Source organism: Marinobacterium mangrovicola (assembly GCF_004339595.1).
Classification (GTDB): domain Bacteria; phylum Pseudomonadota; class Gammaproteobacteria; order Pseudomonadales; family Balneatricaceae; genus Marinobacterium_D; species Marinobacterium_D mangrovicola.
Genome location: NZ_SMFU01000014.1, coordinates 97,225 through 111,203 on the forward strand (window position 1 = coordinate 97,225; position 13,979 = coordinate 111,203).

Below are 13,979 nucleotides of genomic sequence, written 5' to 3' on the forward strand. Positions count from 1 at the left end.
TTACCCCGCTTACAGCGGAGACGCGTTCGCGCGGATCGTTTCCATGATCTCAGAGCCGATCTCTTCTTCCATCTGCGGCCATACCTTTTCACGGGCAGCCTTGGCGAACTCGCGGATCTGCTCATCAGTCGGCTCGAAGTATTCCATGCCCTCTTCCTGAGCCTTGGCGATGTAGTACTCGTCCTGCTCTTTAGCCGCCTTGAACTGATCGTTCATGATCTCTTCAGCCGCTTCAGCAACGACTTTCTGCTCTTCTTCGCTCATGCTGTCCCAGGTATCCAGGTTCATGGACAGAACGCCGGTCATGAAGAAGTGCTTGGTCTGTACGTAGTAATCCAGGGAGTCACGGAAGTACTCGTAGTCCCAGTAGATAACGTTACCGGCTTCACCGTCGACAACGCCGGTCTGCAGTGCGGTATACACTTCACCCCAGTCGATAGCCGCGGTCTGGTAACCCAGAGCCTGCATGGTCTGCGGAGCCGGGAAAACGGTCATGGTACGGACTTTCAGGCCTTCGGCATCTTCGATGTTCAGCGCGTATTTGCCGCGCGAACCAACACCGTTAAAGCCTTCCGGCCAGGGACCGAAGAACTTCAGGCCGATATCGCTCCAGATACCGCCCAGCATGTTGTTGACCCAGCCGCCCGGGCTGTAGGCTTTCAGCGCTTCGTCCCAGGACAGGGTCATGTAAGGGGTGTAGATAACACCGATACGCTTGTCGTAAGACGTCATCGGCCAGTTCAGCATCACGTCCACGTCACCCGCCACGTGCAGGTCGAATACCTCCTGCTGTCCGCCCAGTTCGTTCTGGTAGAACACGCGGGTTTCGATTTCGCCACCGGACTTCTCTTCGATCAGCTTGCCCCACTTCTCCAGCGCGTTGCCCGCCGGAGAACCCTTGGTACCGGAGTCGGTCGCCAGTTTCAGGGTCAGTGCGTTGGCACCGGTGCTGGTCAGCATGGCCGCAGTGGCAACCGCTGCCGCGAGGGCTTTCAGGCTAAAGCCTTTGGATTTCATAGATCTTGTCCCCTTACTTCAATCGTTGGTGGTTGGCGCGGGCGCAGCGGCCCGCGCCGTTCCTACATTTTCGACTGCGCGTTTTTCACTATCTCCTCTACGCTGGGCAACATCAGTCCTTCGAACTCTTTCTCCAGCTCAGATAGCATCCCTCCGAGTGCGGATCGCTGCTCGTCAGAGCCTTCCTTGATCCACGTTTCAAGTTCGCCTTCCACCTTGGCCTCGTCGGCTCCAGCCGGCACAGGGATTCCAAGCTCACGCAGACGGCTTGCAAAATCCTCCAGGTCAATCAGGTCGGCGAACATCATTGGGAAAACTCCTTTAGATTTAGTGCAGATGCACCTCGGATTTGAGCCCCATGTACAAGCTCAGGCACATCAAAATCAGAACCATGGTAAACGGCAAGCCTGTAGCAACCGCGCCGGACTGAAGCGCGCTCAGCGCCTCGGAACCACCGCCCACCAACAGGGTGCCGGCAATGATACCGACTGCGGACGCCCAGAACATGCGCTGCGGCATCGGAGCATCGGTTTTTCCGCCTGCAGTGATGCTATCGATCACCAGAGAGCCGGAGTCGGACGAGGTGATGAAGAACACCAGCACCAGCACGATACCGACAGCAGAGAGCAGCGATGTCAGCGGCAGGTTCTCAAACATGTGGAACATCGCCAGGGATACATCGCTGATACCGTTGGCCAGCTGACCAACACCGTTGGTTGCCTGCTCTATGGCGGTTCCGCCCATCACAGCCATCCAGATCAGAGTGACCGCTGTCGGTACCAGCAGCACCGCGATGACGAATTCACGCACGGTACGGCCACGGGAAACGCGGGCGATGAACATGCCGACGAACGGTGACCAGGAGACCCACCATGCCCAGTAGAACACGGTCCAGCCGTGGTACCAGGTGCCATCTTCACGACCAATCCAGTTGGAAAGCGGGATGATGTTTTCAGCATAGCTGACGAAGATGGTGCCGACATTGGAGAAGATCTTCAGGGTCGGACCGATCACGATAATCAGGCCGATCAGACCTGCGGCGATAACCATGTTGATGTTGGAGAGCAGTTTGACGCCACCGTCCATGCCACGGGCCACTGAAAACAGCGCGATGCCGGTAACAACGATGATCACCGCCACCTGGGTGGAGAGGTCGTTAGCGATACCGAACAGGTAGTTCAGACCACCGGCCGCCTGCTGCGCACCGAAGCCCAGGGAGGTAGCCAGACCAAAGATGGTTGCCAACACCGCCAGGATATCGATCAGGTGACCGATCGGCCCCCAGGTACCGCGACCGAGGATCGGGTAGAAAGCGGAACGGACGGTCAGCGGCAGGCCTTTGTTGTAGGCGAAGAACGCCAGGGAAAGACCTACGACCGCGTAGATTGCCCAGGGATGCAGACCCCAGTGGAACATGGTCGCGCCCAGTGCCATGGCTGCGCCTTCAGGCGTACCTGCGGCAGCGTTCAGCGGGGTGCCATACCAGTCGGTGTAGTAAGCCACCGGCTCGGCGACACTCCAGAACATCAGACCGATACCCATGCCTGCTGCGAACAGCATGGAGAACCAGGAGATAGTGGAGAATTCAGTTTTAGCATTAACACCGCCGAGGCGGATTTTACCGACCGGCAGCAGGATCAGCGCCAGACAGAATACGACGAACAGGTTTCCACCGACCATGAACAGCCAGTCAAAGTTTTCAATCGACCAGCCTTTAGCACCAGAGAGAGCCTCTTTTGCACCGACCGGGAACAGCAGAGTTCCTATGATAAACAGCAGAATGAGCCCGGCACTGATGCCGAACACGGGGTTGTGTACATCCAGCCCGAGAAGTTTGACGTTGTCCTGACCTACCTGGTAGTCCGTATCATATTCCGCGGTGATAACCGCCGCTTCAGCGACGGCCTGACCTTTATTCACACCTTTCATTAAGCTCTCCTTCGAACGCTCTATACCGCCAGGCTCATTACCTGAAGCGGCCCTGTTTTTCTTATTTTTTGCTTGCCAGACCGCTGCAGAACGGGGGTGATCTGCAAAAGAGCGAGAGGAACTCCCGACCCGGAAAACCGGATCGAAGCGGCCGTGGCTACAAGACGTTCTCCATACTACGAATAAGGGTATCTGGTGTTGTTCCATTAGCGACAGGAACCGGGCTAAAACCCGGGGAATTGCGACATGGCGCAAAGGCCTTATCTATTTGCGACATATCTAATGTTGGTGCTTTTTTCTATAAAAAGCTAAAAACCCGCCGACCAATAGAGCTTTATCCTGCCAGCATGATTAATAGAAGAAAAAAAGCCCCTCCATATGGAGGGACTAAAGATTAGAACCGTGAATTGCTCCGGGGTGCACCGGAAACTTGCCGTGCAACTGGTAATCAGTGGGTAACCAATACCAGCCTTCAACAGGGGATATACTCCGCAGAGGCATACAGAGGTGAGGCTGTCTGTCTTGGCTCGGAATATGGGTAGATTCTGCCCGGGTTAAGTATTAAACAAGTGTTTATGATCGCCCCACACATTCCCCTGAGCGACACCGACGAAAATAGTAATTTCACTGAACTAAGCGGTTCAATCAAAGCACGTTCGGCGGATTTAACCCAAAAAAGCACCCTTAGCCCCAGGCACAAAAAAACCGGCAATCGATGCCGGTTTTTCGTTTCGCAAGCTTTCAGTCAGCCGGGAATCAGCGGATAACGCCCTCTTCCAGCAGCAGATCGAAGACTGCCTGGGCCATTTCACTGGCCGGCTTGTCACGCAGCACCTTACCACCATCCCCTGAGGACTTGGCGGTAGCCGCCTTGAAGCGATCAGCAGCGGTTTTCGCCTTGACCACTTTGAGACGCTTGGGTCGCTTACGCGCCGGCGCTTCGCTCCAGCTGGCCTGAACCTCGTCCCGCACCTCGACATCAGCCTTTTTGGCTTCCATCTCGGCACGGCTGGCGGGGCCAAAGGCGCTCTGACGCGGCGCCGCGGCGGCCATATCGACACTGGCCACGAACGGCAGCGGTACACGCAGGGCGCGACGCTGACCGCGCGGCAGCGCCTGCAGCAGGTTCGCCTGGCCGTTATCGATGCTGACGATCTCGGCGATACGTGTCACCACCGGCATGCCGAGCTTTTCGCCCAACAGGTAAGCCATCATCCCGGAGGATTCACCGCTTTCGGCGCGTACGCCGGTCAACACGATATCGGGCTTGCTTTCACCCAGGTACTGGCTCAGCGCAGGCACCGCATCCGCGTTTTCACCCTGCTGCAGGATCCGAATTTTCTTCAATCCCATACCCGCATAGGCGCGCAGGGCTTCAGCGTGCGGATCACCGGCGTGCAGTACTTCCAGACCCTGAGGCGCCATGGCCAGGCCCATCTCAACGGCACGGGCGTCCTGCTCGGCACGGCGCGCTCGACCTGAACCGGGGTGCTTGCCGACGGAGACCAGCGCTGCGATGCGCAGGTTGGCGTTCTGTTTATCAGGCTGCATTTTCAACCACCTCCTGACGGTAAGCGTTGGCCAGACGAATCAGCTCGGCCATCACTTCCCCACTGTCTGCGATACAGCTGAGCGCGGCACGCTTGACCATGTCACAGCCCACATCGGTATTGATTGCGATAACCTTGTCGCACTGGCCGATACCCTGCAGGTGCTGAACCGCACCGGAGATACCCACCGCCACGTAAACGCGGGCGGTAACCCAGGTACCGGTGGCGCCGACCTGACGGAAGCGCGGCATGTTGCCATCGTCCACCGCCACACGGCTTGCGCCTTCGGTGGCGCCCAAGGCTTCGGCCGCCTGGTGGAACTGGTTCCAGTCGGTGACACCGTTACCGGCGGACAGAATGAACTCAGCCTCACCCAGCGGGATGGCGTTCGGATCAACCGCAACCTGTCCGCAATCCTGAATAACCGCCTGAACGCTGACACTGGCTTCCAGTTCAACCGGCAGCACTTCATGACGGGTTTCGTCGATCGGCTCGGCACACTCTTCCGCCAGCAGCATCAGACGCGGCGTCTTGCGAGTGATGTCGGTGGTACCACCGGCGCCACGGCAGATCGCCTCTTCACTGCTGACCTGCCAGGCCTGAGTCGCCGGGCGCTCACCAATACGAGCAGCCAGTCGGCAGCCGAGTTCGAAGCCGGCAGCGACGCTGTCAGGCAGCAGCCAGTATTTCGGCGCGTACTCTTTCTCGACCTGTTCCAGAGCAGCGACACGCAGCTCCGGGGTGTAACCTTCAAAGGCTTCACCGGTGATGTTGAGCAGACGGTCTACACCGGCCTTGTCGAACGCTTCTTCACGATGCTCGCCGAAGACGACAGCCAACACTGCGCCCGCGCCCTCGCCTTCACGAATCAGCTTGTGCGCCTGGCCAATCACGTCACGGTCATGACCACTGAGACGACCGCCGACCATGTCCGGAACCACAACCACGTAGTAATCCGGGTTTTCAACCTTGTGCAGCGGCAGCTCGACCTCTTTGGCGGCGCCGGCACTGCGGCGTCCACCCACGGCCGGGCCGTTACCGTTCATGCGGTCGATACGCTTGATACCGTTCGGGCCGATAAAGCCGACCGCATGCGGGTTACGGCGAATCAGACCAGAAGGGCCGCGCGTTTCCGCCGCACCGGCCTGCTGCATGGCGTCATGCAGCGGGTGCAGTCGGTTGCGTGCGATCCACTCGGCTCGCGGATCGCGACGGATGATCTCATCGCTCATTACAGGATCTCCTCAGCTACCCGCTTGTCAGCGTTGGGTTTAGCCTGCTTGCCGTTCTTCTTAGAGACCGGAGCATCCCCTTCGATCAGCGCATCAGCTACCAGCTCGGCGATATCTTTCACTTCGGCGCGGGGTTCAACCACACCCTCAAGCATCGCTGTACACTGCTGACAGCCCACCGCTACCAGCTCTGCGCCGGTTTCCTTGATTTCGGCCATACGCATATCGGCGATACGGCGTTCACCCGGAATATCGGTGATCGGGGCGCCACCACCACCGCCACAGCAGCGGGAGCGGAAGCCGGAACGTTCCATCTCGGCAATTTCGATACCCAGCTCGTTGAGCAGCTCGCGCGGGGAGTCGTACTCACCATTGTAGCGGCCCAGGTAGCAGGGATCGTGATAGGTCACGGTACCGCCCTTGAACTCTTCCAGGCTCAGTGCGCCAGCCTTCACCAGTTCATTGATGAACGTAGTGTGGTGCAGCACTTCGTAGTCCGGTTTCTGACCTTCAGGGTAGAGGTCAGCGTACTCGTTCTTCAAGCAGTGGAATGCGTGCGGATCCGTGGTAACGATGCGCTTGAACTTGTACTGGCTCATGGCGGCGATATTGCGCTTCGCCAGGCTCTGGAAGGTGGCGTCATCACCCAGACGACGGGCTACGTCACCAGAGTCACGCTCTTCATCACCGAGTACCGCGAAGTCCACGTTGGCGGCCTTCAGCACCTTGACGAAGGAGCGCAGAATACGCTGACTGCGCATGTCGAACGCACCATCGGATACCCAGAACAGCACGTCAGCTTCCTTCACGTCTTTCATAACGCGCAGGTTCTGATCCGCGGCCCAGTTCATGCGGCTGCCCGGATTGAAACCGTTCGGGTTATCGGTGGCGATCAGGTTATCCAGTACCTCGGCACCCTTGTTCGGGGTGTTGCCCTTTTCCAGGGTTAGGAAACGGCGCATATCGACGATAGCGTCCACGTGCTCGATCATCATCGGGCACTCTTCCACGCAGGCACGGCAGGTGGTGCAGGACCAGAGCGTATCCGGGCTCACCAGACCTTCAGTGATGGTCTTGTTCGGACCACCTTCAGCCTTGCCCACTTCAATACCCGGGTAGGGGCTACCGGCGAACTTGGCATCGGAACCGCCAGCCAGACCAACGACCATATCCTGGATCAGTTTTTTCGGGTTCAGCGGCTGGCCAGCGGCAAACGCCGGGCACATCGCTTCACACTTACCACACTGAACGCAGGCGTCGAAGCCAAGCAGCTGGTTCCATTTGAAGTCGGTGGGCTTTTCAACACCCAGTTTGGCCGCAGTCAGGTCAACCGGCTTGAGACCGGTGGAACGACCACCACCAAAACGCTCCGGGCGACGGTGAAACGCCAGGTGCAGGGAACCGGCGAAGGCGTGCTTCATCGGACCGCCCCAGCCCATGCCGAACAGCAGCTCACCCATACCCCAGACGATACCGGCAGCCAGCACGGCAGCCAGTAACCAGCCGCCGAAGTTTTCCGGCAGGATGCCGGCGGCAGGCAGGGTTGCGATGAAGAAGCTGACAGCAAACATCAGCAGACTCTTCGGCAGTCGCATCCAGGGGCCTTTCGACAGGCGCGACGGCGGGTTCAGACGACGTTTGAAGACGAACAGCGCGCCCACGAACATCAGCACCAGGGCACTCAGCAGCGCGTAGCTGAGCCAGCGGTTTTCAACACCGAACAGGTGTACCGCCAGAATCAGCACCATCGACAGCACAAAGCCGCCCGCGGTCGCCACGTGGGTTTTAGACATGTATTTATCACGCTCAACTACGTGGTGCAGATCCACCAGGTAGCGGCGCGGCATCGCCATCAGGCCAGAGAAAAAGCTGACTTTTTCCGGCTGACCGGCGCGCCAGAGACTGATCCGCTTGAGCATGCCGGCCACGGCCAGCAGCAGCGCCACTGAGATCAGAACGGGAAGTAACCAATCGAGGATCATGATGAGCCCTCTTGAAATAACCTAGGCATAGAGAAGGCAGAACGCTTGCGGACGGTAAGAGTCGAACGGCTCAGACTTGCCCTCACTCATTCCCTGAAGGGCTCACACCGGCATCCCTGCCGGTGCGTGTCGGATAGTCTTCAACGGACTCACTGTTCCGGGCGCCCTGCCAACCGGCGCTTACAGATCCTTGCAGAGACGCAGTGCGTCGTAGATCGCAGCGTGGGTGTTACGCTGGGATACGCAATCACCCAGGCGCCACAGGATCATGCCATCACCAGACTCGGACAGTACCGGCTGCGGCTTGATATCAAACAGCGCTTCGACGTCGATCTGCCCCTTGTTGCGAGACTCAGCCTTGAGTTCGTAGTACAGCGCTTCGTTCGGACGGATGCCGTTTTCGACCACAACCTGGTCAACAACGCGCTCTTCCTTCTGACCGGTGTACTCGTTCTCCAGCACAGCTACCAGCTTGTCGCCTTCACGGTATACCTTCTCCAGCATCAGATCAGAGGTCATGATCACCTCTTTCTCATACAGGCTGCGGTAGTAGGTCGGGAAGGTGGTACCACCGATGCCCACACCCGGCTTGATATCGTCGGTCACCAGCTCAACCATGGAGCCTTTAGCCGCCAGGTAGTCCGCTGCGGACATACCGGAGAACTCACAGATAGTGTCGTAGATCAGAACATTTTTGCCAGGTTCGACCACGCCGTTGATCACATCCCAGCTGGATACGACCAGACCTTCGGCAGCGCCCCACTCCGGGTTCTGCTCGATAAACGGTGTACCACCGGTAGCCAGGACACAGACATCCGGCTTCAGGTCACGGATCATGTCAGCGTTAGCGTCGGTACCCAGGCGAACATCAACACCCAGACGATCCAGTTCCATCGCCAGCCAGCGGGTGATACCAGCCATCTGGTCACGCTGCGGTGCTTTCGCAGCGATAGTTACCTGACCGCCCAGCTCTTCCGCTTTCTCGACCAGGGTCACCTTGTGACCGCGCTCGGCGGCGACACGGGCTGCTTCCATACCACCGGGACCACCGCCGATAACGACGACGTTACGGATCGGGCCAGTGGTTTTTTCGATGATGTGCGGCAGACCCATGTATTCACGGGAGGTCGCAGCGTTCTGGATGCAGAGTACATCCAGACCCATGTACTGACGGTCGATGCAGTAGTTGGCACCGACGCACTGACGGATCTGGTCAACCTGATCCATCTTGATCTTGGCGATGAAGTGCGGATCAGCGATGTGCGCACGGGTCATACCGACAAAATCAACGTAACCGGCTTCCAGGATACGCTTGGCCTGGTTCGGGTCCTTGATGTTCTGGGCGTGGATAACCGGAACGGAAACCACTTCCTTGATACCGGCCGCCAGGTGCAGGAACGGCTCCGGCGGGTAGCTCATATTCGGGATAACGTTAGCCAGGGTGTTGTGAGTATCACAACCGGAACCGACCACACCGAAGTAGTCGATCAGGCCAGTCGCGTCGTAGTACGCCGCGATCTGCTTCATGTCGTCGTGGTTCAGACCGTCCGGGTGGAACTCGTCACCGGTGATACGCATGCCGACAACAAAGTCAGGACCCACCGCTTCGCGTACGGCTTTAGCCACTTCCAGACCGAAACGCATACGGTTCTCGAAGGTGCCGCCCCACTCGTCGGTACGCTTGTTCACACGCGGAGACCAGAACTGGTCGATCATGTGCTGGTGCACTGCAGACAGCTCAACGCCGTCCAGGCCACCCTCTTTCGCACGTACGGCGGCTTTCGCGAAGTCGCCGATAACGCGCCAGATCTCTTCCTCTTCGATGGTCTTACAGGTCGCGCGGTGTACCGGCTCACGGATGCCTGACGGAGACATCAGGTTCGGCCAGTTTTCACCGTCCCAGCGGGAACGACGGCCCATGTGGGAGATCTGAATCATGATCTTGCCGCCGTGCTTATGCACTGCGTCGGCCAGATTCTGGAAGTGCGGGATGATACGGTCAGTAGACAGGTTGACCGAGCTCCACCAGCTCTGCGGGCTGTCGATGGAGACAACACTGGAACCGCCGCAGATGCAGAGACCACAACCGCCCTTGGCCTTCTCTTCGTAATATTTAACGTAACGATCGGTAGTCATACCGCCATCGGTCGCATAGACCTCGGCGTGAGCGGTACTGACAATACGGTTACGGATGGTCAGCTTGTTGATGTTCAACGGCTGGAACAGTGCATCGAACTGCGACATGGTTCACCCCAACTTTACTAAGGGCCGAAACCGCCTATGGCGGCTCCGGGTTGGTTCTTTTGTTTTCGCTGAATTAGCTCAGCACTTTTATTTAAGCGACGGGCGTCACTTCGAAGATGCCGTAATCATAGCCTTCTTCTGCGGCGCTCTGGGTCTGTACGGCTTTAGTGCGTACGGAGTAACCCAGGCTTTCAGCGATCTGATCCAGAGCACCGGCGAACCAGCCAGTGAACATGTAATCCACCTTGCGGTTAACCTTGCCGTACTGGTAAACGAACGCGGAGTTTTCCAGACGCACGCGAGCGGTGCCCTTTTCGATATCCAGCTCTTCAGTGATGAAGAAGCCCCAACCGCGCTGAGACAGACGCTTCAGGTAGTGATGCCAGACGTCAGCACCAGAGATACCGTGCGCTTCAGCTTCCTTTTCACACCAGTAGTAGGCGGACTTGTAACCAGCCTTGTAGAGGATCTCTGCGTAGCGCTCAGCACCAATCTCTTCTTCAATACCCATGTGGTTGTTAACGAAGAAGTGGCGCGGCACATACAGCATCGGCAGTGCATCGGTGGTCCAGACGCCGGTTTCGTCGTCTACATTGATCGGCATTTCAGGTGCGTGGCTACTCATATTCTCAACCTCCAACAAGGGCATTTGTCCGCATTATAGGTAGGCACTTAGGGGCCAATGTTGCTGGAAACGACACGCATAACACTGGAAACGAAGGGGTTAAATAACCCTCGTGTTTCTACCGGTTAAGCGGTTCATTCCTGTCTGATACAGCGCTTCACGCACCATTCAAACAACAACACCGACTCTCCAGACCTCCCGTGATGTCTGAGCTCAAGCCGAAATGCCTTCATCGCCCGACATTCCCGTTCCGATATCGACAACGGGTGTTCACATGCCACCAACACTACGAGCATGCGCAACAAGGGCCTTTTCTGTTTGCGTCATCCAAACGAAATAGAGGGACAGAAAACGACATGGCGAAAATTTCTTATCAATTAATAGTCGAAAAACCGTCCTGGCGTGGCCCTGCGCAGAAATAAACCCTGTTGCGGAGCTCCGACTGGCGCGCCGAAACCGATCAATAGATACAAAAGCGACACACCTGGAGCAGGCAACAGGATGCAGCCAAGAGAGCGACCAAAGAAGAAAAAAGCAGAGAAGCGAGACCGACGGCCAAGGAGCGAAGGCCGGGAACAGAGAACAGAGGATTAAAACAGCAGCACGAAAAGACCGAGAGCCGAGGCTCTCGATCTTAATGTTATTCAGCTCTGGGAACCGGCTGAAACCGGCTTAGAGCAGCAAAACCCGCCAACGGGCCTTGCCGAGATTACTCGCCCCAGACTTCGCCCAGGATGCGAACCCAGTTCTCGCCCATGATCTTGCGAACCTGAGTTTCAGTGAAACCATCGTTCAGCAGCGCTTCGGTCAGGTTCGGGAACTCACCCAGGGTACGGATACCTTTCGGGTTGATGATCTTACCGAAGTTGGTCAGGCGACGGGCGTAGCCCTTGTCGTGAGTCAGGTATTCAAAGAAGTCCTGGCCCTGACCCTGTGTGAAGTCAGTACCGATACCGATCTGGTCTTCACCGACGATGTTGAACACGTAACGGATCGCTTCAACGTAGTCTTCGATGGTGGAGTTGATACCGTTCTTGAGGAACGGCGCAAACATGGTCACACCAACGAAACCGCCGCGGTCAGCGATGAACTTCAGCTCTTCATCTGACTTGTTACGCGGATGTTCTTTCAGACCGCTCGGCAGACAGTGTGAATAGCACACCGGCTTCTTGGACTCGAGGATCACTTCTTCGGAGGTCTTGGAGCCTACATGAGAGAGGTCGCACATCACGCCGACGCGGTTCATCTCCCACATGATTTCGCGACCGAAATCAGACAGACCACCGTCACGCTCGTAGCAGCCGGTACCTACCAGGTTCTGGGTGTTGTAGCACATCTGTGCGATGCCCACGCCCAGCTCTTTGAAGATCTGCACGTAGCTGATCTGGTCTTCGTAGGCATAGGTGTTCTGGAAGCTCATCAGAACGCCGGTTTTACCTTCGGCCTTGGCGCGGCGAATATCATCGGTGGTGCGGACCTTGAGCAACATCTCAGGGTTTTCATCGATAATCTTGTTAACGCCGGCGATGTTATTCACCGTGCCCTGAAAGTTTTCCCAAAACGCCATGGTGCAGCTTGCGGTGGTAACACCACCCTTGTGCATATCCTGGAACAGCTCAAGGTTCATTTTTCCGCAAACCAGACCATCGATAACGATGGCGTCTTTGTGCAACTCTGCTGCGTTCATCTTTCCACCTATTGTTACTCAAACCAGCTACGGGAACCGGCCTCTAAACCGGCTACTGGTGCCTTTAATGCCACCCAGAATAGGACTAAAGCACGCCAACGATTGTTCTAAAAGCGTCATCGGACTGACGTATAGCGCAGTGACAGCCCCAGTCAGTTTACTCTTTTTCAAGCTCAAACCCGCTTAGCTGAAAGAGTTTCCTGATTGGCGCAAAGGCATCAAGCAGTCCAACAAAAAAGCCGCGCCCAAAGGGACGCGGCTTCTGTCGGAGCCGACTCACCCGTTTACTGGAGTGAGACGGAACCGTAAGTTGGTTCAAACTGCGCTTCGCTTAACGCACGCATCGCCAGTTCACTGTTGGTACGCTGCAACTGATCGCCCTTCTGATTCAGACCCGGCAGAGCCGTAGTCACCAGCGGCGTTACTGTCTGCGAACGTTCCTGGCTACGCATACCGCTACGCTCTTCACGCGGCGGGATACCGATATGCTCACGGTAGCACTTGCTGAAGTGCGGCGTGGAGACAAATCCGCAGGCTGCGGCGATCTCGATGATCGACATGGAGGTCTGTTTCAGCAGCTGGCGTGCACGGAACAGACGCAGCTTCAGATAGTACTTGGAGGGCGAACACTGCAGATACTTCTGGAACAGACGCTCCAGCTGACGACGTGACAGACCGACATAGCCAGCCAGTTCATCAAGCTCGATAGCCTCTTCGATGTTGGACTCCATCAGCGATACCGCTTCAACCAGTTTCGGCTGAGTGGTGCCGAGTACATGACGCAGCGGGATACGCTGGTAGTCAGACTCGTTACGCACACGGTCGCAGATAAACATTTCGGAGATACCGGCTGTCAGCTGATAGCCGAAATCGCGCTTGATCATGTTCAGCATCATGTCCAGCGGTACGGTACCACCGGAGCAGGTCATGCGATCACGATCGATTACAAACAGATGGTTGGTGCAGCGAACCTTCGGAAAGGCTTCCTGCAGAGAGGCGATACACTCCCAGTGAGCGCTGCAATCGTAACCGTCCAGCAGACCGGCTTCCGCCAGCAGGTAAGGACCGGTACATACACCGCCAATAAGGATATGTTTGCGCGCCATGGACTGCAGCCAGCTGACCTGACGACGAGTGAAACTGCGGGTGATATTGACACCACCCACAACGATAAGCGTATCCAGCGCAGGAGCATCAGCAATGGAGCTATCCGGCGTAATGCGGATCCCATCGCTTGCCATAACCTGGCCACCATCCTCTGTCAGGGTGTGCCAATTATATAACTCACGTCCACTGAGCTGATTGGCCATACGCAGCGGTTCAACCGCAGACGCCAGCGCAATCATAGTGAAATTATCCAGCAGCAAGAAACCGATATTACGGGACTTGTTTTTAACTGCCGAAGCCTGACAGGAAGAAGAGATCTCAGACATTTGCGCTACCCCATTTTTACTATGTGGCACATTTAGCAAGGGCTGTGCCTTTTTATACTTATCGTTGGGTCGCTCTGAGAACTGATGTCGCAATTGTGAATAGATGCGGCGGAATTACCCTAATTCCCCGCAAACCCACGTGCCATCGGCTCTAGAGACTTGCGCACTATAGCTGAATTTATACAAAACGCGACCGTAAATATGACGTTTTTTGCACCTTTTTATGACAGGGATGCTCTGTTTCGGGACAGCCAATTTTGACCATTAAATCAGCTAATCC

General features: G+C 56.7%; 10 protein-coding genes. All 10 read right to left on the bottom strand.

Features of this window, described 5'->3' with window-relative positions; genetic code table 11:
* Positions 1-9: 9 nt before the first annotated feature.
* The gene (dctP, locus tag CLV83_RS21360; protein WP_132297688.1) at positions 10-1,017 is read right to left on the bottom strand and encodes a TRAP transporter substrate-binding protein DctP; all 1,008 of its coding nucleotides are present in this window, start codon (positions 1,015-1,017) and stop codon (positions 10-12) included.
* A gap of 62 nt (positions 1,018-1,079) precedes the next feature.
* Positions 1,080-1,325 carry a hypothetical protein gene (locus CLV83_RS21365; protein ID WP_132297691.1) on the bottom strand — a complete coding sequence of 82 codons (246 nt, stop codon included), beginning with the start codon at positions 1,323-1,325 and terminating at the stop codon, positions 1,080-1,082.
* A 19-nt stretch (positions 1,326-1,344) separates the two neighbouring features.
* The gene (locus CLV83_RS21370) at positions 1,345-2,946 is read right to left on the bottom strand and encodes a BCCT family transporter (RefSeq protein WP_132297694.1); all 1,602 of its coding nucleotides are present in this window, start codon (positions 2,944-2,946) and stop codon (positions 1,345-1,347) included.
* Positions 2,947-3,702: 756 nt separating this feature from the next.
* Complete coding sequence (gene etfB / locus CLV83_RS21375) at positions 3,703-4,497, bottom strand: electron transfer flavoprotein subunit beta (RefSeq protein ID WP_132297697.1); 795 nt, start codon at positions 4,495-4,497, stop codon at positions 3,703-3,705.
* Entirely contained in the window at positions 4,487-5,728 is a 1,242-nt protein-coding gene (gene etfA / locus CLV83_RS21380; RefSeq protein ID WP_132297700.1) for an electron transfer flavoprotein subunit alpha, read from the bottom strand. The genes etfB and etfA overlap by 11 nt, the downstream gene beginning before the upstream one ends.
* Positions 5,728-7,707 (bottom strand): (Fe-S)-binding protein, encoded by a 1,980-nt coding sequence (locus tag CLV83_RS21385; protein WP_132297970.1) that lies wholly within the window; start codon positions 7,705-7,707, stop codon positions 5,728-5,730. The genes etfA and CLV83_RS21385 overlap by 1 nt, the downstream gene beginning before the upstream one ends.
* 183 nt (positions 7,708-7,890) lie before the next feature.
* The gene (dgcA, locus tag CLV83_RS21390) at positions 7,891-9,954 is read right to left on the bottom strand and encodes a dimethylglycine demethylation protein DgcA (protein ID WP_132297703.1); all 2,064 of its coding nucleotides are present in this window, start codon (positions 9,952-9,954) and stop codon (positions 7,891-7,893) included.
* A gap of 91 nt (positions 9,955-10,045) precedes the next feature.
* Positions 10,046-10,579 (bottom strand): 4-vinyl reductase, encoded by a 534-nt coding sequence (locus CLV83_RS21395; RefSeq protein ID WP_132297706.1) that lies wholly within the window; start codon positions 10,577-10,579, stop codon positions 10,046-10,048.
* Between the two features lie 709 nt (positions 10,580-11,288).
* Positions 11,289-12,266, bottom strand: coding sequence for a dipeptidase (locus CLV83_RS21400; protein ID WP_132297709.1), 978 nt, complete (start codon positions 12,264-12,266; stop codon positions 11,289-11,291).
* A 284-nt stretch (positions 12,267-12,550) separates the two neighbouring features.
* The gene (gene gbdR / locus CLV83_RS21405; RefSeq protein WP_132297712.1) at positions 12,551-13,699 is read right to left on the bottom strand and encodes a choline metabolism transcriptional regulator GbdR; all 1,149 of its coding nucleotides are present in this window, start codon (positions 13,697-13,699) and stop codon (positions 12,551-12,553) included.
* Positions 13,700-13,979: the final 280 nt, after the last annotated feature.

What these genes read in the sequence shown, in the direction of transcription:
- CLV83_RS21370 (WP_132297694.1), bottom strand. Translation starts at nt 2,946, where the DNA reads ATGAAAGGTGTGAATAAAGGTCAGGCCGTCGCTGAAGCGGCGGTTATC.
- dctP (WP_132297688.1), bottom strand. Translation starts at nt 1,017, where the DNA reads ATGAAATCCAAAGGCTTTAGCCTGAAAGCCCTCGCGGCAGCGGTTGCC.
- CLV83_RS21400 (WP_132297709.1), bottom strand. Translation starts at nt 12,266, where the DNA reads ATGAACGCAGCAGAGTTGCACAAAGACGCCATCGTTATCGATGGTCTG.
- CLV83_RS21365 (WP_132297691.1), bottom strand. Translation starts at nt 1,325, where the DNA reads ATGATGTTCGCCGACCTGATTGACCTGGAGGATTTTGCAAGCCGTCTG.
- gbdR (WP_132297712.1), bottom strand. Translation starts at nt 13,699, where the DNA reads ATGTCTGAGATCTCTTCTTCCTGTCAGGCTTCGGCAGTTAAAAACAAG.
- dgcA (WP_132297703.1), bottom strand. Translation starts at nt 9,954, where the DNA reads ATGTCGCAGTTCGATGCACTGTTCCAGCCGTTGAACATCAACAAGCTG.
- etfA (WP_132297700.1), bottom strand. Translation starts at nt 5,728, where the DNA reads ATGAGCGATGAGATCATCCGTCGCGATCCGCGAGCCGAGTGGATCGCA.
- etfB (WP_132297697.1), bottom strand. Translation starts at nt 4,497, where the DNA reads ATGCAGCCTGATAAACAGAACGCCAACCTGCGCATCGCAGCGCTGGTC.
- CLV83_RS21395 (WP_132297706.1), bottom strand. Translation starts at nt 10,579, where the DNA reads ATGAGTAGCCACGCACCTGAAATGCCGATCAATGTAGACGACGAAACC.